Origin of the sequence: Saccharopolyspora sp. NPDC047091, assembly GCF_040643635.1 — a bacterium.
Taxonomy (GTDB): Bacteria; Actinomycetota; Actinomycetes; order Mycobacteriales; family Pseudonocardiaceae; genus Saccharopolyspora_C.
Window position 1 is genome coordinate 1 of record NZ_JBEYUS010000022.1, and the last position, 20,553, is coordinate 20,553.

Here is a 20,553-nt window from a genome sequence, read left to right on the forward strand (position 1 = left end):
ACATCCGCCACCGGCCTGCCGTTTAGAGTTGATTCATCAGGTCGCTCACTCTACCAGTCACCTGGAAGCCCGTTTCGCAACCCCCGCCGCACCCGACCCGATTCGTTTTCGGCCCGTTCCGTGCTGGCAGAAAGAAATCTACACGGGCCTGAAACGGGCCTGAACACCACCCCCCATTAACGCGAAAACCGCAGGTCATTGCAGCTTCACCCGGATGGCGGCTTGCTGCGGGACCATCGCGCACCACGACACCGGTCCGCCGACCGCCGGAACTCCGGCGACCTCCATCGAGTGATCGCGGTGCGTTTCGCGCGCTGATGCGCGCCGCGCGCGGGTAGCGTGCTCGCCGACCAAGAGGCAGGGGGTAACCGTGGACTCCACACCCATCTACACCGAGTTGCAGCAGCAGCTGATCGACCCGGAAGCGAGCAACTGGGGCCTCAGCGCCCCACCCGAGTTCGCCGCGGCGCTCACGGAGAGCGCCGAGTCGTCGGCCGCCGAACCGGCGGCCACCCAGCACGCCGACGCCGGCGGTCGCGGGAAAGGGCGCAGGCACCGCGCGGCGGACTGAGGAGCGCGCGTTCCGCGCGCGGGGGAGGCGGCAGCGGAGCGACCGGTCCGGAAAGACGACGGTCCCGGAAAGACGAAGAACCGCATCGCGGATCACCACGATGCGGTTCTTCTGCGTTCGGGGCCGGTTGCGGCCCGGCGCCGGGAACGCGACCGGCCGAGACCACCGGTACCGGCTCAGTCCACTGCGGACGAGAATTGCGGCAGCGAGACCGAAGTGGCGGTGCCGTTCGGCCGTTCCTCCTGCGGGCGCGGAGCTTCCGGGGCGACCTGTTCCGGTTCGCGCGGTTCCACCGCGAGCACGGGTTCGGCCTCGGCCTGTTCGTCCGCTTCCGGTTCGTGCTGCTTGTGCAACCGGTCCTTGCTCCGTTGTGCGGCGCCGCGAATCTGCTCGGTCAGCTGCCGATTCGCCTGGCGGGCGTCGCGCTCATCCCGTTCCTGGCGCTTGGCCGCGGCGGGGGACTGCTCCCGCTCGGGAACGCGCGCCCGCTCGATGTACCGGGCGAAGACTCCGCGCAGGCGTTGCGCGTGCCGTTCGCTCAAGTCGATTTCGTAGGTCACGCCGTCCAGCGCGAAAGTAACGGTCTGCTGGGCTGGCGACCCGTCTATGTCGTCGACGAGTTCGACCTGAATCCGCTCGGCCATGATCACCTGTCTCGGGAACGTGCCCCGTCTCGATCCGCGACACCTGCAGGCGAGACTCCTGCGACCCTGGCCCACGTTGTAGCACGCGGCATCGCTGTTGTCTCGCGTCAACGATAGAACAGCACCACCGGCCGTTGAGAACCGCCGTGCGGGGGCACCGTCGACCCCGCGATGCCGGGTCCCCGGGCGAACCACCCGCAACACACCGTAGCCGATCGGCCGCGAAATCGAGAAAGTAATCTGAAGCACAACGCGGTCACAACAGCGTTCCGGCACTCACGGTCAGTGCTCGACGGACCCAGGGTGGCACATTTTCGCAACAACGGTTTATTGTTCAGAACGTTCTTCGTACGCTCTTGCGCGAAGGCCAGCAATAACGAACCGGAATCGAGGGTTTTCAGTGGCGCAGAAGGTCACCGTGCAGCTCGTCGACGACGTCGACGGGTCGGAAGCAGAGTCGACGGTCGAGTTCAGCCTGGACGGGGTCGACTACACGATCGACCTGTCCGCCGACAACGCAGCGAAACTGCGGGACTCGTTGGCGTCGTACGTCTCCGCCGCACGCCGCACCGGGGGCCGCAAGCGCGCGGCGGGCAAGGTGGGCAAGGCCGCCGCCGCTCCCACGGCCGCCGACCGGGAACGCAACCAGGCGATTCGGGAATGGGCCCGGGAGCAGGGCATGCAGGTGTCGGATCGAGGACGCATTCCCTCGGAGATCGTGGACGCCTACGACAAGGCCAAGTGAGGCGATCGGGATGTCGCGCGGCGCCGCCCGTGCGGGATCGGACATTTCTCCGGTCGGCGGCGTCCGCGACATTCCACCCCGCTTCCGCGCTCAGCCGCGGAACTCCCTGATCTCCTGTTCCACCGGCATCGAGGACATGGCGCCGTGGCGCCCCACCGCCAGCGCCGACGCGGCCGAGGCGGTCGCCAGCGCTTCCCGCACTTCCGCTCCCCCGGCGCGCGCCGCCGCGAAGACGCCGACGAAGGTGTCCCCCGCCGCGGTCGTGTCCACGGCTCGCACGCGGTGTGCGGGCGACCGGAGCACCTCCCCCGCCGCATTGCCGTAGAGCGAACCGGCGGCACCGAGCGTGATGATCACTTCCGGTACTCGTTTCACCAATTCCCGCAACGCCTCGTCCGGATCGTCGCATCCGGTGAGGACGGCGGCTTCGTGTTCGTTCGGCACCAGCACGTCCACGTTCGCCAGCAACGCGGCGGACAGTTCCGCGGCGGGTGCGGGCGTGAGAATCACCGGAACTCCGGCGGCGCGCCCGGCCGCGGCGGCGGATTCGACCCCGGTGAACGGGATCTCCAGCTGCAACAGGAGCGCCCCGGAACTCGCGATCAGATCGGCATCGCCGGGTGCGAGCGAATCGACGGTCGCATTGGCTCCCGGGACCACGACGATCGCGTTTCCGCCGTCGTCGTCCACGACGATATGCGCGGTCCCGCTGTTTCCGGGGACGGTGCGCAGGCCGCGCACATCGACGCCGAAGCCGCGCAATGCCTCGCGCAGCCCGTTCCCCAGTTCGTCCTCCCCCACCGCGCCGATCATCAGTGCCGTGGCGCCCGCGCGGGCGGCCGCGACCGCCTGGTTCGCGCCCTTTCCTCCCGGGTCGGTGCGGAATTCGCGCCCGAGCACGGTTTCCCCGCGCTTCGGGGCGGTTCCCACGTAGGCCACCAGGTCCATGTTGCAGCTGCCGAACACCGCCACCGTCGTCGTCACCAGGTGATGATCCCGCGTTCCGCCGCGGTGGCGCAGGGGGCTCTCCGGGAGCAGTGGCACGTACCATTCGGTGCGTCCGGGAATGGAGAGGCAGCAGCGGTGGACTACGTGGTGACGGCGGTGCTCGAACCGCCGGTGGCGGTGCAGGGACTGGACGAGTTGCAGCAGCAGGGCGTGGTCGCGTTGCTCGACCGCAGGCTCGCGCTCGTGGAGGGCGTCACCGGGCCGGACCAGGCCGACATCGACGTGCTGGACTTCCGGATCTCGCCGGGTCCGGACCGGACGACGGTGGTGCTGGTACTGGACGCGCCGTCGCTGGTGGCGGCGGAGTGGGCGGCGGCGACGGTGCTCGACGAGCTGCTCGGCGAGATCGACGAGCTCAGCGGCTGGTCGGTGGCCGAGTCGAAGGTGCGGATCACCGAGGACGAGTTCAACCAGAGCCTGGCCGCGGCGGACGTGCGCACCCCGGACGACTCCAGCGAGCTGGAGCTGGCCGTGGAGGAGGCGCTGGGGGCCGCGGAGCCCGCGGTGGAGGCGAAGCACTGGCGGGAGACGCTGCTGGAGTGCGCGCCCCGGCTGCGCGCGTTCGGCCCGGAGGCCTTCGCGGTCCCGGGTGCGGACGAGTCGGCGGCGCGGCTGGCCGCGGGTGCGCTGATCCACGCGGTGTGGGTGGTGACCGACGAGATCTTCTACGACGAGCTGTCGCTGTCCATCAACAACGCGACGGTGGACGAGGCGCAGGGCCTGCTGGTGCTCTCGGAGCTGCCGCCCTGCTACGGCGCCCGCTACGACTCGGCGTTCGCGCGCGCGTTCCTGCTGGCGTCGGCGGCGGTGGCGACCCGCCTGTCGGAGCCGGTGTGGACGCCGCCGCAGTGCGTGGCGGAGGCGCTGGCACTGCGGCTGCTGGTGCACGAGGCGCAGGTGCTGCTGGATGCGGCGGAGCTGCTGGACTGGTCGCGGAGCACGCCGATCTTCGCGGCGTTCGGAGCGGCCGCGTTCGACGACACCGCGCACGAGCTCTTGTACGAGGTGGACGCGCGGCAGTCGGACGACGCGGTGAACTCGGCGTGGGAGGGGGAGTTGCGGGAGCGGGGCATCGCGTTCGAGCAGTGGTTCGGCGCGCGCACCGGTGCTCCCGGGCTGCACCCGTACCTGCAGTTCCGCTGAGGCCGGACATGCGAAGAGCCCGCCGGATCGGGTGATCCGGCGGGCTCTTCCGCTGTTCGCTCAGCCCTGGTTGCGCACCGAGTAGGGCGGGACGGTGCAGCCGATGAGGCTGGCGTCGTCGATGGTGCGCGGCTGGTACTCGCTGTTCGGGAGGTTCTCCAGCATGAGGTTGGTGGGGTCGTCGACCGGTTCGGCGCGGCCGAACAGGAACGCCCACTCGTGCTCGTCGGAGCCGAAGTAGGTGACGCTCTCGAACACCGAGCGGAACCGGTTGTAGGCGCGGATCAGCGTTTCGTTGCGCCACACGGTGGGGCAGCCCGCTTGGAACGCGACGACGCCGCCAGGGGCGAGGACCGTTTGGCAGCGCTGCAGGAATTCGAGGCCGTAGAGCCGGTTGTGCTGGCCGTCGGCGTCGTCGGCGCGTTCGTCGGGGAGGTCGACGACGACGAGGTCGTAGCCTTCCGGCGGGGCCTGGTCGAGGAAGGCGACGCCGTCGCCGAAGTGCAGGGTGATCGGTCCGTCGCCGCGTTGCAGCGCGGGGATCTCGTCGGTGGTGTAGCCGTAGGGCAGGTGCTCGGCGCAGGCCCGCACGCAGTCCTCGTCGATGTCGACGTGGTCGACGCGGGTGGCTCCGGCGGCGACGGCGAGCTGGCTGGCGACGCCTTCGCTGGAGCCGATGATGAGCACCCGGTCCAGGTTCGCGGCGAGCAGGAATCCGGGGACCAGCATGGCTTCGTGGTAGACGAGCTGGGAGAACTCGGTGCTCTGCCGGTCGTCGTCGCAGAACAGCGAGACGCCCTGGTCGGTGCGGCCGATGAGCACGTGCTGGTAGGCGGTGTCGCCTTCCCAGATCACGTCATCGATGCGCCACAGCCGCCGCATGTCGGCGCCCATGGGTTCGCTGACCCAACGCTGCCCGTCGATTTCGATCAACGGTGCTCCTCCTCGTCGTGGCGCCCGGGTGGCGGGCATTGAGTGTCCAGTGTGGAGTGATGTCCGCCGGCTCGCGGTCGGCGAGCCGGCGGACCGCTCACGAGACCAGTTCCGGGTCGTAGTCCCGGCCCCGGCGGATCGTCCGGGTGTTCACCGACGCGGGCCGCAGCGCTTCGGCGAGCAGTTCGACCGCTCGCTCCGGCTGCGCGGTGTTCCCGCAGGTGAACACGTCGATGAAGATCGATCCCTCTTCGGGATAAGTGTGCAGCGACGCATGGGATTCCGATAGCAGTGCCAGCACTGTGACGCCCTGCGGTTCGAACCGCTTGGCGATCACCTGGCACACGGTGGCCTGCGAGCGGCTCAGCGCGCTGTGCAGGGTGTCCCGCAGGAACTGCTCGTCGTCGAGCAGTTGCGCGTCCACACCGTCGAGCTCGGCGAGTACGTGCTGCCCGGTGAACAGACCGACGGGTTGCAGGGTTCCGGCATCAATCGACATCTATCGACCTCCCAACATTTCGCAGATTTCGCGGGGAACGTTCGTGTTCGCGCATCGGCGGGGCGCACCGCTGTGGCACGGGCGTGCCGCAGCGGTCAGGGTCGCTCGTGCCCGTCGATGCAGTAGGTCGGCAGCGGCGGGAAGCCGTTGAAGCCGACCGAGGCGTAGCTGGCGGTGTAGGCACCGGCGCTGAGCAGGTCCACGGTGTCCCCGGCGCGCAGCGTCAACGGCAGCTCGTAGCGGGTGCGCTGGTAGATGACGTCGTCGCCGTCGCAGGTGGGGCCGGCGAGCACGACCGGGCCGGTCGGGTCGCCGTCGCGGGAGGTGCGCAGCCGGTAGGTGATCGCCTCGCCCTCGGTCTCGGCGAGCCCGTTGTAGCGGCCGACGTCGAGGTAGACCCAGCGCCGTTCGCCGTCGGAGTCCGGGGCGACGAGGACGACCTCGCTGCGCAGCACGCCCGCGTCGCCGACGAGACGACGGCCGGGTTCGACGAGCAGTTCGGGCCGGTCGGCGCCGAAGTCGCGGTCGAGGGCGCGCTCGATGCTCCGCGCGTAGTCGGCCAGCGGCGGCGCGGCATCGGTGTAGTGCGCGGGCAGCCCGCCGCCGAGGTTGACCAGGCGCGGGCGGACGCCGTGTTCGGCGGCGCCGCGGAACACCTGCCGCACGGCGGCGATGCCGTGCTCCCAGGCCGCGGTGTCGTGTTGCTGCGATCCGATGTGGAAGGACGCGCCGCACGGGTCGAGGCCGAGCTCGGCGGCGCGGACGAGCAGCCGGACGGCGGTGTCGGGGGTGCAGCCGAACTTGCGGCCGAACGGGGTTCGCGAGCCGTCGTTGGCGACCAGCACGCGGCAGAACACGCTCGCGCCGGGTGCGGCTTCGGCGATGGTGGTGAGGTCGGCTTCGCTGTCGGTGGCGAACAGCCGGACGCCTTGCGCGTGGGCGCGGGCGATGTCGGCGCGCTTCTTGATGGTGTTGCCGTAGGAGATCGCCGCCGGGTCGGCGCCCTGCTGGAGGCAGAGGTCGATCTCGCCGGGGCTGGCGACGTCGAAGGAGGAGCCGAGCTCGACGAGCGCGGCGATGACCTCGGGCATCGGGTTGGCCTTGACCGCGTAGCAGATCCGCGCGTCCGGCAGTGCGGCTCGCAGTTCCGCGTAGCGCTCCCGCACTGCGGTCAGGTCCATCACCAGGCAAGGGGTGCCGGGTACCGCGCCGTCCAGGTGTTCCCGGATGCGTTCAGCGGAACGTGCCGCGGTTCCGGCGACGTCGCCGTCGCTCGGGCGGTCCGTCACACCGGTGGTGGCGGACTGATCGGTCAATCCCGTTACCTCCGTGGCTTCGCGTCGCTCCGGCCGCCGGGGTGGCGGCCGACCAAGCACGGTACCGGTCGACGCACCCGATTACGAACCGATCGGGTGAAACCCCCCGGGCCGGACGGGCGTTTGTGACCACTCACACGACGCAGCGGCCGATCAGGACGGGCCGTCGTCGAGAAGTTGCAGTGCGAGGTGGAAATCCACGCGCGCGGAGAGGTTTCCGAGCTTCCGCCCGGTGATCTGCTCGACCCGGCCGATCCGGTACCGCAGCGTGTTCACGTGCAGGTGCAATCGCGCGGCGCACCGCGACCACGAACCCGAGCACTCCAGGAACACCCGCAGCGTGCGCACCAGGTCCGCGGCGTGCGCCTCGTCGTACGCCAGCAGCGGGCCCAGCAACTTGTCCCGGTAGGACCGGCGCAGCTCCTCCGGCACCGACGCCAGCAGCACCCGGTGCGAGGCGAGCGCGTCCGCCGTCACCACCACCGCGTCCGGCGACAGCTGCGCGAGCCGGCGCGCGTGTCCCGCCTCCTCCACCGCCGAGCGCAACCCGTCCGCGGCGGCGACATCGCTGATGCCCGCCCGCAACCCGATCCCCGGCTCCGCGAGAGCGGCGAACTCGCGGAACCGCGCGGGCAGCCGCGCCAGCCGCGACTCCTCGTCCGCGAACACCGCCGCCGCCACCTCGCCCAACGGCGCGGCCACCCACGGCAGGCCCGTCGCCGCCGCCAGCTCGCGCAGCACCGCCGCCGAACGCGCCGCGCCACCGGACACCGACACCTGCACCACCCGCAGCGGCTCCCCCACCGGCAGACCCGCCGCGTCCAGCCGCGCCGCCACCTCCGCCGCGCTCGACGTGCCGTCGAGCAGCCTGCGCAACGCCGACTCCGCGGAACGACCCGCGATCCGGCGAGCCTGATCCACGCGGGTGCGCACCAGCGCGACCACGGTGGCCAGCTCCGCGAGCGCCTCCGGCGGGACCGCACCGGCGCGGGACACCACGAACCAGCGGGCGAGCCGCGGCTCCCGGCCGCCGCCGACCGGGTGCACCGACCACTCGACGAGGCGGGCCGTGCCCGACAGGCCCGGCCGCAGCACCTCCGCCGCGGGCGGCTCCGGCGGGCCTGCCAGCACCGCGCCCGCGCCCGACACCACCCAGCAGCCGGTGCCCAGCTCCGCCGACGCCAGCCCCAGCACCTCGTCCAGCCCCGCGCCCGCCGCCAACGCCGGCACCCAGCCCCGGCCCGCCGCGCGGTGCGCGTCCAGCACCCGCTCGGACAGGGCGCTGAAGCTCACCGCGACCGGCACCTCCAGCAGCGGGAGACCGTGCTCGCGGCAGGCCGCCACCAGATCCGGCGGGGTGCTGCCGAGCCGTGCCGTGCCCGCGGCGACCGCCGCCACGCCCGCCGCGGCCAGGTGGGCGGCGAACCGGGCCGAATCCGCCGGGCTCGCCCGCCACATCAAGCCGGTGATCACCAGCTCGCCGCCGCTCAGGTAGCGGCGCGGGTCGAGCAGGTCGGTGACGTACACGCCGCGGAGCACCGGGTCGGTCGGGTCGGTGAGCAGCGTCAGACCCAGCTCCGGGTCGTCGACGAGATCGCTCAGGTGCACGCCGCTCACTCTGCACCGTCGGAGGCGGGCTGTGGAGGTATCCGGCGGGATGGAGTGAACGGACCGTTCGTCCGATCCCGTGGGACGAACGGTCCGTTCACCCCGCCCGGGCTGGGCGGCTGGGCGGCGGCGGTGCGCCCCTCCGCAACGCCGCGGGGGTTTCGAGTGAACGGACCGTCCGTCCGATGGAGCCGGACGAACGGTCCGTTCACTCCACCAGCAGCGGAGACGGTCTCGCGCTCGTTCGGGGTGAACGGACCGTCCGTCCCAGCACGTCGGACGAACGGTCCGTTCACTTCGAACCGGAGTCGGGGCGGAGCGGGGGTGGCAAGCCGGACGGGGGCGGCGATCTGTCCGGGTGAACGGACCGTTCGTCCCGTCAGGTCGGACGAACGGTCCGTTCACCCGGTTCGTAGGAACGCACGAGGGGCGGGTGTTCACCCGTCCGGCATTTCGGGCTTTCCACCGCTGGTCGAGTTCCGCTCGCGGGTTGTGTACTGGGACGACGACCCTCGGCGACGGGCCGCGGCCGGTGCGGCTCTCGTCGACGAGCGACGGGAGGCAGCGCCGTGGACTTCCTGCGACCGACCTCGTGGCGCGAGGCCCTGGAACTCCGGGCGGCCCGCCCGGACGCGACCGTGCTGGCAGGCGGCACGGACGTGCTGGTAGGGCTGAACTTCGGGCACGACCGGCCGGCGGCGTTGCTGGACCTCACCGCCACCGGCGCCGAGCAGGACTGGTCGGAGTCGGACGGGCTGCTGCGCATCGGCGCCCTGCTGCCCTACGCGCGGCTGATCGAGGAGCTGGGCGACCGGCTCCCGGGCCTGGCGACGGCGTCGCGCACCGTGGGTTCCCCGCAGATCCGCAATCGGGGGACGCTCGGCGGCAACCTCGGTTCGGCGTCCCCCGCCGGGGACGGGCATCCGCCGCTGCTGGCCGCGGACGCGCGGATCGAGGTGGTCTCGGTGCGCGGCACCAGGACGCTGCCGGTCGCGGGGTTCTTCACCGGTCCGAAGCGGACCGCGCTGGCCCCCGACGAGTTGATCGCGGCGGTGCACGTGCCGCCCGCAGCGGGCCCGCAGCAGTTCGCGAAGGTCGGCACCCGCAACGCGATGGTGATCGCGGTGTGCGCGTTCGCGATCGCGCTGGACCCGGACCGGCGGCGGGTCGGCACCGGGGTGGGTTCGGCGGGCCCGGTGCCGTTCCGCGCCACCGCGGCCGAGGACTTCCTGGCGGCGGAGCTCACCGCGAGCGACGGGTGGGAGCGGCCGCGGGCCCTGCCGGACCTGGTGGTGCGCCGGTTCGGTGCGCTCGTGGCGGCCGCGGCGCACCCCATCGACGACGTGCGCGGCACCGCCGGATATCGCAGGCACGCGCTGGCCGTGCTGGCCCGCCGGACGGTGCAGCGGGTGTGGGACGAGCACCGGAGCGGGAGGCGGTCATGCGCGTGAACTTCACCGTCAACGGGCGGCGGCAGCAGGCCGACGACGTGTGGGAGGGCGAGAGCCTGCTGTACGTGCTGCGGGAACGGCTCGGCCTGCCCGGTTCGAAGAACGCGTGCGAGCAGGGCGAGTGCGGTTCGTGCACGGTGACCTTGGACGGGGTCGCGGTGTGCGCGTGCCTGGTCGCGGCCGGGCAGGTGGAGGGCCGCGAGGTGGTCACCGTGGAGGGACTCGCGGACGGCGACCGGCTCAACCCGGTGCAGCGGGCGTTCCTGGACGCGGGCGCGGTGCAATGCGGGTTCTGCACGCCGGGCCTGCTGGTGCAGGCCACCGATCTGCTGCGGCGGCGGCCGAGCCCGTCGGACGTGGAGATCCGGGAGGCGTTGGCCGGGAACCTCTGCCGGTGCACCGGGTACGAGAAGATCCTGGACGCGGTGCGGCTCGCCGCCCGGCGGGAGGCCGGCGATGCCTGACCGGCCCGTCCCGCCGCGGCCGCTGCCGCGCGGCGCGCGGCGCATCGTCGAGGACGGCGCCCGCAGCGCGGCGTCCGAAGTGGACTCGGCGCGCGATCTGCGCGCCGCGAGCAGCAGGCTCCGCACCCGATCCGAGGCACGATCCGGGGAGGTGGCCCGATGAACGGCCCCACGCGCACTCCGCAGCACCTCGACACCGGCATCGCGGGCGGCATCGGGGAATCGCCGCCGCGTCCCGACGGCACGCTGAAGGTGCGCGGCGAATTCGCGTTCGCCTCCGACCTGTGGGCGGAGCACATGCTGTGGGGCGCGACGCTGCGCAGCCCGCACCCGCACGCGCGCATCACCTCGATCGACGTGACCGCGGCGCTGCGGTTGCCGGGGGTGCGGGCCGTGCTCACCGCCGCCGACGTGCCCGGCCGCAACCGGTACGGCGTGAAGCAGCAGGACCAGCCGGTGCTCGCGGAGGACGTGGTGCGCTACCGGGGCGAACCGGTGGCGCTGGTCGCCGCCGAGCACCCGGAGCTCGCGCGCCGCGCCCTGGACCGCATCGACGTGGCCTACGAGGTGCTGCCCGCCAGCACCGACGCGGAACTCGCCGCGCACGACACGGCGTTGCCGCCGCTGCACCCCGGCGGGAACGTGGTGCGCCACCAGGTGATCCGCAAGGGGGATCCGGATGCGGTCGCCGACGTCGTCGTCTCCGGCACCTACACCGTCGGCATGCAGGACCAGGCGTTCCTCGGCCCCGAGGCCGGGCTGGCGATCCCCGCCGACGACGGCGGCGTCGACCTGTACCTCGCCACCCAGGACCTGCACTCGGACCGCGCGCAGACCGCCGCCGCGCTCGGCCTCGACCCGGAGCTGGTGCGGATGACGCTGTCCGGGGTGGGCGGCGCGTTCGGCGGGCGCGAAGACCTGTCGATCCAGGTGCACGTGTGCCTGCTGGCGCTGCGCACCGGAAGACCGGTGAAGATGGTGTACGGGCGCGAGGAATCGTTCCACGGCCACGTGCACCGGCATCCCGCGACGATGTACTACGAGCACGGCGCCACCCGCGACGGCGAGCTGGTGTACGTGAAGGCGCGGCAGTACTTCGACGGCGGCGCCTACGCGTCCAAGACCCCCGTCGTGGTGGGGAACGCGACGACGCTCGGCGTCGGCCCCTACCGGGTGCCGAACGTGGACGTCGAGGCCTGGGGCCTGTACACGAACAACCCGCCGTGCGGGGCGATGCGCGGGCTCGGCGCGGTGCAGCCCACGTTCGCCTACGAATCGCAGCTGGACCGGCTCGCCGCCGAACTCGGCATCGATCCGGCCGAGCTGCGCATCCGCAACGCCCTCGCCGAAGGCGACACCCTGCCCACCGGGCAGCGGATCGACCACCCGGCGCCCGTCGCGGAACTGCTGCGGCGGCTCCGCGCCATCCCGCTGCCCGCGGACGGCGGCGAGCGGGACGTGCGGGAACTGCCCGGCGGGGTCGCCAACACCACCCGCGGCGAAGGGGTGGTGCGCGGCATCGGGTACGGCGTGACCATCAAGAACATCTGCTATTCCGAAGGCGCCGACGACTACTCCACGGCCCGCGTCCGGCTCGCCCTCGTCGGCGGTGAACCGCTCGCCGAGGTGCACACCGCGGCCGCCGAGGTCGGGCAGGGCCTCGTGACCGTGCAGCAGCAGATCGCCCGCACCGAGCTCGGCGTCGAACGCGTCACCATCCACCCCAACGACACCTCCGCGGGCCCCGCCGGGTCCAGCTCCGCGTCCCGGCAGACCTACGTCACCGGCGGGGCCGTGCAGGCCGCCTGCGCCGCGGTGCGCGACGCCGTGCTGCTGCGGGCCGCCGAACTGCACGGCGTCACGCCGGCCGCGCTGTCCCTGCAAGGCGGGAAGATCGTGTCCGCGACGGCGGGCGTGCTCGCCGAACTCGCCGAGGTGCTCGGCGACGGGCCCGTCGAGCACACCCGCGAATACCACCACCGCGCCACGTTCCCCCTGGACGCGTCCGGGGCGAGCGAACGCGCCCAGGTGCAGCACGCGTTCTCCGCGCACCGCGCCGTCGTCGACGTCGACGTCGAACTCGGGCTCGTGAAGGTCGTGCGGCTCGACTGCGCGCAGGACGTCGGGAAGGCCGTCAACCCCGACGCCGTCCTCGGGCAGATCCACGGCGGCAGCGCGCAAGGGCTCGGACTCGCCGTCATGGAGGAGGTCCAGGTCGTCGACGGCGCCGTGCGCAACGCGTCGTTCACCGACTACCTCATCCCCACCATCCTCGACATGCCGCCGATGGAGACCGACGTCATCGAGCGCGGCGATCCGAACGCGCCCTACGGGGTGCGCGGAGTCGGCGAGCCGCCGACGATCTCCAGCACGCCCGCCGTGGTCGCCGCGATCCGCGCCGCCACCGGCAGAGCCCTCACCCACGTTCCCGTGGCACCGCACCACATCGTCTGAGCCCGTTGGAGAACCCCGTGCCGTCGACCGAACCCGCCGAGGCCCGCTGGGCCGCGGAAGCCGTCGCGCTCGCCACCGGCAGCGTCAGCGACGGCGGCGGACCGTTCGGAGCGCTCGTGCTGCGCGCCGGGCGGGCCGTCGCCACCGGCACCAACCTCGTCACCGGCGAGCTCGATCCGACCGCGCACGCCGAGATCACCGCGATCCGCCGCGCCTGCCGGGAACTCGGCGGGTTCCGGCTCGACGGATGTGTGCTGGTCAGCTCCTGCGAACCGTGCCCGATGTGCCTCGGTGCGGCGCTGTGGGCGCGGGTCGACCGCGTCGTGTACGCCGCGGACCGCGAGGACGCGGCGCGCGGCGGGTTCGACGACCGCGCCTTCCACGACCTGTTCCGGCATCCCGAGCAGCCGTGGCCGACCGACGTCCGGCAGGTGGCGCTGGCCGAGCGGGCGGTGCCGTTCGAGCGGTGGCTGGCGAAGGCGGACCGGGTCGACTACTGACCCCGCGCGGGCGCTGCACCGGGTTCGGGTGAGCGGACCGTTCGTCCAGCAGGATCGGACGAACGGTCCGCTCACTCCGCGCCTCGGTAGGGTTCGGGGCATGCGGGTCGCTGGGGTGGTGCTGGCCGCGGGAGCGGGTCGCCGGTTCGGGATGCCGAAGGCGCTCGTCGAGTACCGCGGCACCCTCCTGGTCGACCGCGCGGCGCGGGTGCTCACCGAGGGTGGTTGCGCACCGGTGCTCGTGGTGCTGGGCGCGGCCGAGGCGGAGGTGCGGGCGGCGGCGGAGCTGCGGGGCGTCGAGGTGGTGTCCAATCCGGACTGGGACAGCGGGATGGGTTCCTCGTTCCGGGCCGGTCTCACCGCTCTCGCAGCGGAATCCGCGGACGTGCCCGCCGCGCTGTTCCTGCCGGTGGACATGCCGGGCGTGACGCCGGAGGCGGTGCGCCGGGTGGCCGCGCACGCCGCTCCGGACGCCCTCGCCGCCGCATCACTCGACCAGCGTCGCAGTCACCCTGTGTTGCTGGGCCGCGCGCACTGGCGGGGGGCCGCGGCGACGGCCGTCGGAGATGCGGGTGCGCGCGGTTACCTTCGTGATCACGCCGTCACCCTGGTGAGGTGCGATGGCGTCTCGGAAGGTTTCGATATCGACCGGCCCGCAGACCTCGACCACGGCTAACCCGTAGAGTCGGCTGTCACGCGTGAGGTGACGCCGAGCCACCGTCCGCGGCTGCGGCGCCCGCCGAGCAGGAGCGCCAACCCGGGCGGTGCGCGCGTGACCGGCCCGCAACAGCGCCGACGGGGAGGCAACATGGCAACGGGACACATCACGGCCAACTACGTGCCGGACGGCGACGACTGGTCGGTCACCGTTTCGACGGGGCAGACGACCCGCACCGCCCGCGCACCCGGCCTCATCGCCGCCCGGGACCAGGCCGACCAGCTCATCGAGCACTTGGCGCCGAACCCGACCGGCCGCGTCGTGATCCACCTGCTCAACGGCGATGGTTTCGCGTTCAGCACCGCCTACCTGCAGGCTCGGCACGGGTTGTCCGACGAGGCGACCCGCCAGGCCGCGGCCGCCGCCGACACCGCCAGCGCGCACGCCGCGCGGTGATCCGGTTCCCGGCGCCCTGGTTCGGGACGATCACCCGGAGGGCCCGGTGGACACCACTCCCCCGTCACTTCTCCCTAGGATGGTCGCCGTGAACGCACCGACCAGCAGCTTGCCCGACGGGACCGGACGGTCCCCCGGACGCGGCCGGCCGCGGGACGCCACGCGCGACGCCGCCCTGCGCACCGCGGCGATGGAAGTGCTCGCCGAGGTCGGCTACCGCGCGCTGACGATGGACGCCGTCGCCGCCAGGGCCCGAGCGGGCAAGGCCACGATCTACCGGCGCTGGGAGTCGAAGCTCGACCTGGTGATCGACACCTGCAACGAGCTGGTGCAGCGCAACATCCCGGAACCGGACACCGGCAGCGTGCCGGGGGACCTCGGCGAGTTCCTCCGCGCGTTCGCGGCGTTCCTCACCGGCCCGGCGGGGAAGGCGGCGCAGGCCCTGGTCGGGGAACTCCCGCACGAACGCGAACTGGCGGCGGCGTTCCGCGAATCGTTCCTGCTGCCGCAGCGCGACGTGCTGCGGCGCATCGTGGAGCGCGGCGTGCGGCGCGGCGAGATCAACGCGCAGGCGCCGATGGACACGGTGGTGGAGCTCGCCGGTGCCGCGCTGCTGCACCGCCTGATGCTCACCGGGGAACCGCTGGACTCCCGGTTCGTGGACCGGTTGCTGGACGACGCGCTGCTGCCGCTGCTGCACCGCGCCGTGTGAGCGGCGTGCTCCGCGGGACCATCGCGCGGATGCACCGCTGGCCGGTGAAGTCGTTGCGCGGTGAAGCCGTGCCCGCGGCCCGGTTCGACGAGCGCGGCATGGCCGGCGACCGGGCGCACGTCCTCGTCGACGAGCGCGAGCGGCGCGCCGGTTCGGTGCTGACGGTGCGGCAGAACCCGGCGCTGCTGCACTGGTCCGGGAGCTACGGCGCGGAGGTCGTGGATCCGGGGCCCGGGCCGACGCTGCACTCCCCGGACGGCAGCGCGTGGGACTGGTCGGATCCGCGGCTGCCCGCGGCGCTCACCGGTTCGCTGGGGATTCCGCTGCACCTGCGCAGCGAGCCGGGGAACCAGGATCGCGGGCCGACGGTGCTGATCACCGTGCAGTCCACGTTGGACGCGCTGGCCGCCGACCTGGGCGCGCCGGTGGACCTGCTGCGGTTCCGCCCGAACGTGCACCTGGAGCTGGCCGTGGCGCCGTTCGCGGAACTGGGCTGGGGACCGGGGACCACCATCACCAGCGGCGAGGTCGTCTGGGAGGTCGTCGGCCCGAACTCGGGGGCCTGCGTGCGCTGCGCGGTGCCCAGCTGGGACGCGCGCGGGCGGACGCGGTGGAAGGAGCTGCAGCGGCGGCTCATCGATCGCTGGGACAACCGGTTCGGCACGATCGTGCGCGTCACCCGGGACGGCACCGCGCACCGCGGGGCGGCCGCGGTCGTGCGCCCAGCAGGGCCGTGACCCCGCGGACGCACGCCGCGCGGCTCAGCGGAAGATCTTGCGCACGACGATGACGGCGACCAGTGCGCCGACCCCGATCATCGCGTAGCGCACCCGCGGGTCGTTCAACTTCTCCTGCACGCTGGCCTTACCGGACTCCACGAACCGCTTGGGGTCCGCTTTGGTGCTCAACTCGTCCAGTGTCACGGCCAGTGAGTCCCGTGCCTTCTCGATGTCGCGCTGAATGGCGTCCGGATCACGAGCCACGCCGTCCTCCTCCATGTTCACCTGGCTGGTGACACCGTAGATCACACGTCCGGCCCGGACCCACCGACCGTTCCCCGAGTCGAGGCACGCACCGCTCGCCGAACCACCCGGCCGGGGACACAACGGACATCACCAACCGTTAGGCTGGTGCGCACTGGGGGCCGTAGCCCAATTGGCAGAGGCACTAGGTTTAGGTCCTAGCCAGTGCGGGTTCGAGTCCCGCCGGCCTCACCGTCCGCCGCCCGGCGTCGTCGCATTCCGCGCCCGCACCGTCGAATCGGACGGCCTTCCCCGTGTGCTCCGTCGTGGCCCCGCGCTCGCGGGACGTCGCGCCACGGGGTCAGCGGCCGGAGTGGGTGAGCCCTTCGATGGTGAGGGCCTTGCGGCGCTGGTGGACCGTCAGGTAGCGGAGCCCGGACTCCCCGGCGAGGAATTCGCGGCGCGAGCGCTTCGGCAGCCAGAGCAGCACGCCGGGAGCGAGGGGGACGTCGCCGCCTTCGGTGCGCAGCGTTCCCGTTCCGCGCAGCACGTGGATCAGCACGTCGAGGTCGGGCCCGGCGTGCGCGTCGATCTTCCGGCCCGCGGGCAGCTGGATGACGTTGGAGTCCAGGTCGCGGTCGCGGACCGGCAGCGCCCACACCGCACCCGCCGCGTCGGGATCATCGCCCAGGTCGCCGGTGCCGCCCAGATCGCCGGTGTCGCACAGGATCCGGGGCAGCGGCGTGGAGTGCAGCCTGCCGATGCGCACCCGCCACTCCTGCGGACCCTCGGCCAGGTACTCCCAGCTGAAGCCACCGGGGAAGTCCGCTTCGAACTCGCCGCGCAGGGGCTGCGGATCGTGGTCGTCGACCAGGACGACCGCCGCACCGGGGGCGAGCGCGGCGAAGGCGCCGAAGATCGCGGGGTGCTTCCGCGGCTCCGGCAGCGCGCGGACGTCGAGCTCCTGCTCGGGCATGGGGCCTCCCGGGCCTGTTTCCACAACGATCGGTTGTATAAACTCTACGGCCAGGACCGGCAGCGGAACCAGGGCACCTCACCCGGCCCGCGCTCACGGCCACCACGGGAGGAGATCGTCATGGGTGGGAACCCGGCCCCGGCACCGTCCGGGCGGCGGCGGGAAGTGCTGGCGCTGCTGCGGGAGTCCCGCACGACGTGGGACATCACCGCACTCGCCGCACGGCTGCGGGTGCACCCGAACACGGCCCGGTTCCACCTGGACGCACTGGTCGGCACCGGGCAGGTGGAGCGGGTCGACGCGCGGCGCTCCGGCCCCGGGCGGCCGCCGCTGCTGTTCCGCGCCAAGCCGGGCATGGACCCGGCAGGGCAGCGCGAGTACCGGCTGCTCGCGGGCATCCTCGTCGACGAGCTCGCGCAGTCCCCGGATCCGGTGCGCAGCGCGGGCGATGCCGGGCGGCGCTGGGGCGCGCGGCTCGCGGGCGACACCCCGCGGCCCACCCGCCCGGACGCCGTCGAGCACCTGACCGGAGTGCTCGACCGGCTCGGATTCCGGCCCGAGTCGCGTGCGGGAGGCGCGGAGATCGGGCTGCGGCACTGCCCCTTCCTGGAACTCGCCGAGCAGCAGCGGCAGGTCGTGTGCCAGGTGCACCTCGGGCTCATGCAGGGCGTCGCGGCGGCGACGGGTTCGCCGGTGACCGTCGATCGGCTCGACGCGTTCGTGGCGCCCGACCTGTGCGTGGCGCACCTCGCCCCCGCGGAGCGGGGGTGACCGCGTGGGCGGTCGCGGCGGCCGTCACCTTCACCTGGATCGGCATGGTGCTCGCGATCTCGTTCGTCGAGGCCCCGCTGAAGTTCCGCGCGCCCGGGGTGACGGTGCCGATCGGGCTGGGCATCGGACGGCTGGTGTTCCGCGCGCTCAACGCCGTCGAGCTCGTGCTCGCGCTGGTCCTGCTGAGCTGCCTCGCCGCGCGGACGCCGCCGGTCGCGGCCCGGGTCGCGTCGGGGCTCGCCGTGGCGGCGCTGGTGGTGCAACTGCTGCTGGTGCGGCCGGTGCTGGGCCGGCGGACGCGGGCCGTGCTCGCCGGGCAGGAGCCACCGCGCTCGCACGCCCACCTCGCCTACGTCGCGCTGGAGGTCGGCAAGCTGATCGCGCTGCTGACCGGCGGCGTCCTGCTGCTCACGTCCTGAAGGGGAGACCGTTGGCCACGACCCCGCTCACCGAACTCGCCGCCGCCCGGCGCTCCCGCGCGGGACGGGCCGCGAGCACCGTCCACGGCGGGTCGGGGCACGCGTTGCGGCAGGTGCTGCTCGCGCTCACCGCGGGCAGCGCGCTCGCCGACCACGAAAGCCCCGGCGAAGCGACGTTGCAGGTGCTCCGGGGTTCGGTCCGGGTCACCACCGGATCCGATCGCGTCGCCGCGACGGAAGGCGATCACCTCGCCCTGCCGCGCGAACGGCACGGCCTGACCGCGGTCGGCGACGCCGTGGTCCTGCCGACCGTCGTCGCGCCCACCTCGTGACGCGGCCGGTCGTTACCGGCGGATGAGGCCGCGGTCGACGGCCACGGCCACCGCCGCCGTGCGGGAGTCCACGCCGAGCTTGCCGTAGATGTGCACCAGGTGGGATTTCACCGTGGCCTGGCTGAGGAACAGCCGCTTGCTGATCGCCTGGTTCGACAGGCCGTCCGCGACGAGCTCCAGCACCTCCGTCTCGCGGCGGCTCAGCGCGGTGCCGGGCGTGCGCATCCGGTCCATCAGGCGGTGCGCGATGGTCGGCGCCAGCGCGGACTGGCCCGCGGCGGCGGTGCGCACGGCCGCGGCCAGCTCCTCGGGAGGCGCGTCCTTGAGCAGATAGCCGGTGGCCCCGGCCTCGACCGCGGCGAGGATGTCGGCATCGGTGTCGTAGGTGGTCAGCACCAGCACGCGGGGCGCGTCCGGCAGCGCCGTGATGGCGGCGGTCGCGTCCGAGCCGTGCATGCCCGCGCCGAACCGGAGGTCCATCAGCACCACGTCGACCTGTTCGGTGGTGGCGAGCCGGACGGCGCGCGCGGCGTCGGCGGCCTCGGCGACCACCTCGAAGTCCGGTTCGGTGTCGAGCACGGCGCGCAGGCCGGTGCGCACCACCGGGTGATCGTCGGCCAGCAGCAACCGGATGGTCCCGCTCATCACGCCTCCCCTTCCGCCGCCGGCCTGCGCGGGAAGCTCACCGCGAGCGCGGTGCCCTGCCCGGGCGCGGACTCCACGCTCACCGTGCCGCCGAGCGCCCGGGCCCGCGCCCGCATCGCGGCCAGCCCGAAGCCGCCGTCGACGCGCGCGGCGCCGGACTCCGCCGCCGGGTCGAACCCGATCCCGTCGTCCACCAGGTCGAGCGCGACGCGGGTGTCCATGTAGGTCAGCGTCATCTCCGCCGCCTCGGCCCGCGCGTGCCGGACGGTGTTGGCCAGCGCGGACTGCGCGATCCGCAGCAGCGCCACCTCGAACGGGGTGGGGATCGCGGCCGGTTCGCCGTCCAGGTGGAACCGGACGGCGGTCTCGGCGTGCGCCGAGGTGGTCGCGCACAACCGCTCCAGCGCCGCCGGGAGCGAGCCGCCTTCCAGGTCGGGCGGGGTCAGGGCGTGCACGAAGCGCCGGGCCTCCGCCAAGTTGTCCTGCGCCTCCCCGCGCGCCCGCAGCACGTGGTCCGCGGCCAGTTCCGGCTGGTCGGGCAGGGCCCGTTCGGCGGCGCGCAGCAGCAGCTGGATGCTGGAGAGGCCTTGCGCGAGGGTGTCGTGGATCTCCTTGGCCAGTCGCTCCCGTTCCGCGAGCACCCCCGCGGAGCGCTCGGCCGCGGCGAGGTCGTGGCGAGCCGCGGTGAGCTCCTCGATCAGCTCGCGGCGCTGCTCGCTCTCCCGGTACAGGGCCTGGTAGCCGAGCACGACGGCCACCGCGACGGCCGCGCCGAGCGCGGGGCCGAGCGCCGCCGCCGGGGTGAAACCGCCCTGGTGCCAGGCGAAACCGGCGATCGCGAACACCGTGGTGAGCAGGACGACCGGCAGCCCCGACCGATCCGGCAGCAGGTGCAGCTGCAGGAAGAACAGCGGGAACGCCACCCACACGCCGTCCGGGGTGAGCCACAGCAGCACCAGCCACACCGCGCCGAGCAGGCCCAGCCACACCGCCGCGGCCCACTTCGACCGGCTCACCCTGGGCAGCAGCGGCCCCGCGGCGTACACGGCGGCCAGCGCGGTGGCGGCGGCGATCACCCCGCCGGGGCGCGGCAGGTCGTTGGTGACGGCGTGCACGGCGGCCAGCACGAGCAGGCCCGCCATCAGCAGGTGCAGGCACAGGCGCAACGCGCGCAGCGGTCGGGTGAGCGTCAGCGGATCCACGGTTGTTCCAGAGTACGTCCTGGTCAGGGCGGTGCATCGATCGAAAGGTTGATTCGCGGCCGCACCCTTCGACGCCGCGGAGCC

General features: G+C 73.0%; 25 protein-coding genes and 1 tRNA gene. 16 read left to right on the forward strand and 10 right to left on the reverse strand.

What is annotated here, in order from left to right; all coding sequences use genetic code 11:
- The first annotated feature begins 370 nt into the window (after nt 1–370).
- Nucleotides 371–571, forward strand: a complete 201-nt coding sequence (locus tag ABZ805_RS12310; RefSeq protein ID WP_358438301.1) for a hypothetical protein — start codon at nt 371–373, stop codon at nt 569–571.
- 176 nt (nt 572–747) lie between these two features.
- On the opposite strand, the gene ABZ805_RS12315 is transcribed toward ABZ805_RS12310, so the two are convergent.
- Nucleotides 748–1,215, reverse strand: coding sequence for a histone-like nucleoid-structuring protein Lsr2 (locus ABZ805_RS12315; protein WP_358438304.1), 468 nt, complete (start codon nt 1,213–1,215; stop codon nt 748–750).
- A gap of 400 nt (nt 1,216–1,615) precedes the next feature.
- Here ABZ805_RS12315 and ABZ805_RS12320 point away from each other — a divergent pair, with 400 nt between their 5' ends.
- Nucleotides 1,616–1,960 carry an Lsr2 family protein gene (locus tag ABZ805_RS12320; RefSeq protein ID WP_358438307.1) on the forward strand — a complete coding sequence of 115 codons (345 nt, stop codon included), beginning with the start codon at nt 1,616–1,618 and terminating at the stop codon, nt 1,958–1,960.
- A 90-nt stretch (nt 1,961–2,050) separates the two neighbouring features.
- Here the strand turns inward: ABZ805_RS12320 and ABZ805_RS12325 are convergent, their stop codons facing one another.
- Entirely contained in the window at nt 2,051–2,944 is an 894-nt protein-coding gene (locus ABZ805_RS12325) for a ribokinase (RefSeq protein WP_358438310.1), read from the reverse strand.
- A 99-nt stretch (nt 2,945–3,043) separates the two neighbouring features.
- Here ABZ805_RS12325 and ABZ805_RS12330 point away from each other — a divergent pair, with 99 nt between their 5' ends.
- Nucleotides 3,044–4,111, forward strand: a complete 1,068-nt coding sequence (locus ABZ805_RS12330; RefSeq protein WP_358438312.1) for a hypothetical protein — start codon at nt 3,044–3,046, stop codon at nt 4,109–4,111.
- A 60-nt stretch (nt 4,112–4,171) separates the two neighbouring features.
- Here the strand turns inward: ABZ805_RS12330 and ABZ805_RS12335 are convergent, their stop codons facing one another.
- The 4 genes from ABZ805_RS12335 to ABZ805_RS12350 form a co-directional block, all read right to left on the reverse strand.
- Nucleotides 4,172–5,044, reverse strand: coding sequence for a spermidine synthase (locus ABZ805_RS12335; protein WP_358438315.1), 873 nt, complete (start codon nt 5,042–5,044; stop codon nt 4,172–4,174).
- Nucleotides 5,045–5,141: 97 nt separating this feature from the next.
- Nucleotides 5,142–5,543: an adenosylmethionine decarboxylase gene (gene speD, locus ABZ805_RS12340; protein ID WP_358438318.1), complete on the reverse strand. Its 402-nt coding sequence runs from the start codon at nt 5,541–5,543 to the stop codon at nt 5,142–5,144.
- A gap of 95 nt (nt 5,544–5,638) precedes the next feature.
- Complete coding sequence (locus tag ABZ805_RS12345; RefSeq protein ID WP_358438321.1) at nt 5,639–6,859, reverse strand: type III PLP-dependent enzyme; 1,221 nt, start codon at nt 6,857–6,859, stop codon at nt 5,639–5,641.
- Nucleotides 6,860–7,012: 153 nt separating this feature from the next.
- A complete protein-coding gene (locus tag ABZ805_RS12350; RefSeq protein ID WP_358438323.1) occupies nt 7,013–8,467 on the reverse strand; it encodes a helix-turn-helix domain-containing protein in 1,455 nt (484 codons plus the stop codon).
- 569 nt (nt 8,468–9,036) lie between these two features.
- On the opposite strand from ABZ805_RS12350, the gene ABZ805_RS12355 reads away from it, so the two are divergent.
- The 9 genes from ABZ805_RS12355 to ABZ805_RS12395 all read left to right on the forward strand — a co-directional run bounded on the left by ABZ805_RS12355 (nt 9,037) and on the right by ABZ805_RS12395 (nt 15,899).
- Nucleotides 9,037–9,918, forward strand: coding sequence for an FAD binding domain-containing protein (locus tag ABZ805_RS12355; RefSeq protein WP_358438326.1), 882 nt, complete (start codon nt 9,037–9,039; stop codon nt 9,916–9,918).
- On the forward strand, nt 9,909–10,382 hold the full coding sequence (locus ABZ805_RS12360; protein ID WP_358438328.1) for a (2Fe-2S)-binding protein: 474 nt from the start codon (nt 9,909–9,911) through the stop codon (nt 10,380–10,382). The genes ABZ805_RS12355 and ABZ805_RS12360 overlap by 10 nt, the downstream gene beginning before the upstream one ends.
- Nucleotides 10,375–10,545: a hypothetical protein gene (locus ABZ805_RS12365; RefSeq protein ID WP_358438331.1), complete on the forward strand. Its 171-nt coding sequence runs from the start codon at nt 10,375–10,377 to the stop codon at nt 10,543–10,545. The genes ABZ805_RS12360 and ABZ805_RS12365 overlap by 8 nt, the downstream gene beginning before the upstream one ends.
- The gene (gene pucD / locus ABZ805_RS12370) at nt 10,542–12,836 is read left to right on the forward strand and encodes a xanthine dehydrogenase subunit D (protein ID WP_358438334.1); all 2,295 of its coding nucleotides are present in this window, start codon (nt 10,542–10,544) and stop codon (nt 12,834–12,836) included. The genes ABZ805_RS12365 and pucD overlap by 4 nt, the downstream gene beginning before the upstream one ends.
- A 17-nt stretch (nt 12,837–12,853) precedes the next feature.
- Nucleotides 12,854–13,336 carry a nucleoside deaminase gene (locus ABZ805_RS12375; RefSeq protein ID WP_358438337.1) on the forward strand — a complete coding sequence of 161 codons (483 nt, stop codon included), beginning with the start codon at nt 12,854–12,856 and terminating at the stop codon, nt 13,334–13,336.
- A gap of 100 nt (nt 13,337–13,436) precedes the next feature.
- The gene (locus ABZ805_RS12380; RefSeq protein ID WP_358438340.1) at nt 13,437–14,012 is read left to right on the forward strand and encodes a nucleotidyltransferase family protein; all 576 of its coding nucleotides are present in this window, start codon (nt 13,437–13,439) and stop codon (nt 14,010–14,012) included.
- Nucleotides 14,013–14,144: 132 nt separating this feature from the next.
- The gene (locus ABZ805_RS12385) at nt 14,145–14,450 is read left to right on the forward strand and encodes a hypothetical protein (RefSeq protein ID WP_224960604.1); all 306 of its coding nucleotides are present in this window, start codon (nt 14,145–14,147) and stop codon (nt 14,448–14,450) included.
- Between the two features lie 88 nt (nt 14,451–14,538).
- The gene (locus tag ABZ805_RS12390) at nt 14,539–15,162 is read left to right on the forward strand and encodes a TetR/AcrR family transcriptional regulator (RefSeq protein WP_358438343.1); all 624 of its coding nucleotides are present in this window, start codon (nt 14,539–14,541) and stop codon (nt 15,160–15,162) included.
- Between the two features lie 5 nt (nt 15,163–15,167).
- Complete coding sequence (locus ABZ805_RS12395; protein WP_358438346.1) at nt 15,168–15,899, forward strand: MOSC N-terminal beta barrel domain-containing protein; 732 nt, start codon at nt 15,168–15,170, stop codon at nt 15,897–15,899.
- Nucleotides 15,900–15,923: 24 nt separating this feature from the next.
- Here ABZ805_RS12395 and ABZ805_RS12400 read toward each other — a convergent pair whose 3' ends face one another.
- Nucleotides 15,924–16,145 (reverse strand): DUF3618 domain-containing protein, encoded by a 222-nt coding sequence (locus ABZ805_RS12400; protein ID WP_224960620.1) that lies wholly within the window; start codon nt 16,143–16,145, stop codon nt 15,924–15,926.
- A gap of 157 nt (nt 16,146–16,302) precedes the next feature.
- On the opposite strand from ABZ805_RS12400, the gene ABZ805_RS12405 reads away from it, so the two are divergent.
- Nucleotides 16,303–16,376: transfer RNA gene (locus ABZ805_RS12405), tRNA-Leu, on the forward strand.
- Between the two features lie 109 nt (nt 16,377–16,485).
- Here the strand turns inward: ABZ805_RS12405 and ABZ805_RS12410 are convergent.
- A complete protein-coding gene (locus ABZ805_RS12410; protein ID WP_358438348.1) occupies nt 16,486–17,100 on the reverse strand; it encodes a DUF2249 domain-containing protein in 615 nt (204 codons plus the stop codon).
- Between the two features lie 120 nt (nt 17,101–17,220).
- Here ABZ805_RS12410 and ABZ805_RS12415 point away from each other — a divergent pair, with 120 nt between their 5' ends.
- Genes ABZ805_RS12415 through ABZ805_RS12425 form a run of 3 tightly spaced genes read left to right on the forward strand, consistent with a single transcriptional unit; the run spans nt 17,221 to nt 18,622 of the window.
- On the forward strand, nt 17,221–17,871 hold the full coding sequence (locus tag ABZ805_RS12415; RefSeq protein ID WP_358438351.1) for a transcriptional regulator: 651 nt from the start codon (nt 17,221–17,223) through the stop codon (nt 17,869–17,871).
- 44 nt (nt 17,872–17,915) lie between these two features.
- A complete protein-coding gene (locus ABZ805_RS12420; protein ID WP_358438488.1) occupies nt 17,916–18,290 on the forward strand; it encodes a hypothetical protein in 375 nt (124 codons plus the stop codon).
- 11 nt (nt 18,291–18,301) lie between these two features.
- Entirely contained in the window at nt 18,302–18,622 is a 321-nt protein-coding gene (locus ABZ805_RS12425; protein ID WP_358438353.1) for a LuxR family transcriptional regulator, read from the forward strand.
- A gap of 12 nt (nt 18,623–18,634) precedes the next feature.
- On the opposite strand, the gene ABZ805_RS12430 is transcribed toward ABZ805_RS12425, so the two are convergent.
- Nucleotides 18,635–19,267, reverse strand: coding sequence for a response regulator transcription factor (locus ABZ805_RS12430; RefSeq protein WP_358438356.1), 633 nt, complete (start codon nt 19,265–19,267; stop codon nt 18,635–18,637).
- On the reverse strand, nt 19,267–20,469 hold the full coding sequence (locus ABZ805_RS12435) for a sensor histidine kinase (protein ID WP_358438358.1): 1,203 nt from the start codon (nt 20,467–20,469) through the stop codon (nt 19,267–19,269). Before ABZ805_RS12435 ends, ABZ805_RS12430 begins: the two co-directional genes overlap by 1 nt.
- Between the last annotated feature and the right edge of the window lie 84 nt (nt 20,470–20,553).

What these genes read in the sequence shown, in the direction of transcription:
- ABZ805_RS12415 (WP_358438351.1), top strand. Translation starts at nt 17,221, where the DNA reads ATGGGTGGGAACCCGGCCCCGGCACCGTCCGGGCGGCGGCGGGAAGTG.
- ABZ805_RS12420 (WP_358438488.1), top strand. Translation starts at nt 17,916, where the DNA reads ATGGTGCTCGCGATCTCGTTCGTCGAGGCCCCGCTGAAGTTCCGCGCG.
- ABZ805_RS12380 (WP_358438340.1), top strand. Translation starts at nt 13,437, where the DNA reads ATGCGGGTCGCTGGGGTGGTGCTGGCCGCGGGAGCGGGTCGCCGGTTC.
- ABZ805_RS12385 (WP_224960604.1), top strand. Translation starts at nt 14,145, where the DNA reads ATGGCAACGGGACACATCACGGCCAACTACGTGCCGGACGGCGACGAC.
- speD (WP_358438318.1), bottom strand. Translation starts at nt 5,543, where the DNA reads ATGTCGATTGATGCCGGAACCCTGCAACCCGTCGGTCTGTTCACCGGG.
- ABZ805_RS12410 (WP_358438348.1), bottom strand. Translation starts at nt 17,100, where the DNA reads ATGCCCGAGCAGGAGCTCGACGTCCGCGCGCTGCCGGAGCCGCGGAAG.
- ABZ805_RS12365 (WP_358438331.1), top strand. Translation starts at nt 10,375, where the DNA reads ATGCCTGACCGGCCCGTCCCGCCGCGGCCGCTGCCGCGCGGCGCGCGG.
- ABZ805_RS12360 (WP_358438328.1), top strand. Translation starts at nt 9,909, where the DNA reads ATGCGCGTGAACTTCACCGTCAACGGGCGGCGGCAGCAGGCCGACGAC.
- ABZ805_RS12315 (WP_358438304.1), bottom strand. Translation starts at nt 1,215, where the DNA reads ATGGCCGAGCGGATTCAGGTCGAACTCGTCGACGACATAGACGGGTCG.
- pucD (WP_358438334.1), top strand. Translation starts at nt 10,542, where the DNA reads ATGAACGGCCCCACGCGCACTCCGCAGCACCTCGACACCGGCATCGCG.
- ABZ805_RS12430 (WP_358438356.1), bottom strand. Translation starts at nt 19,267, where the DNA reads ATGAGCGGGACCATCCGGTTGCTGCTGGCCGACGATCACCCGGTGGTG.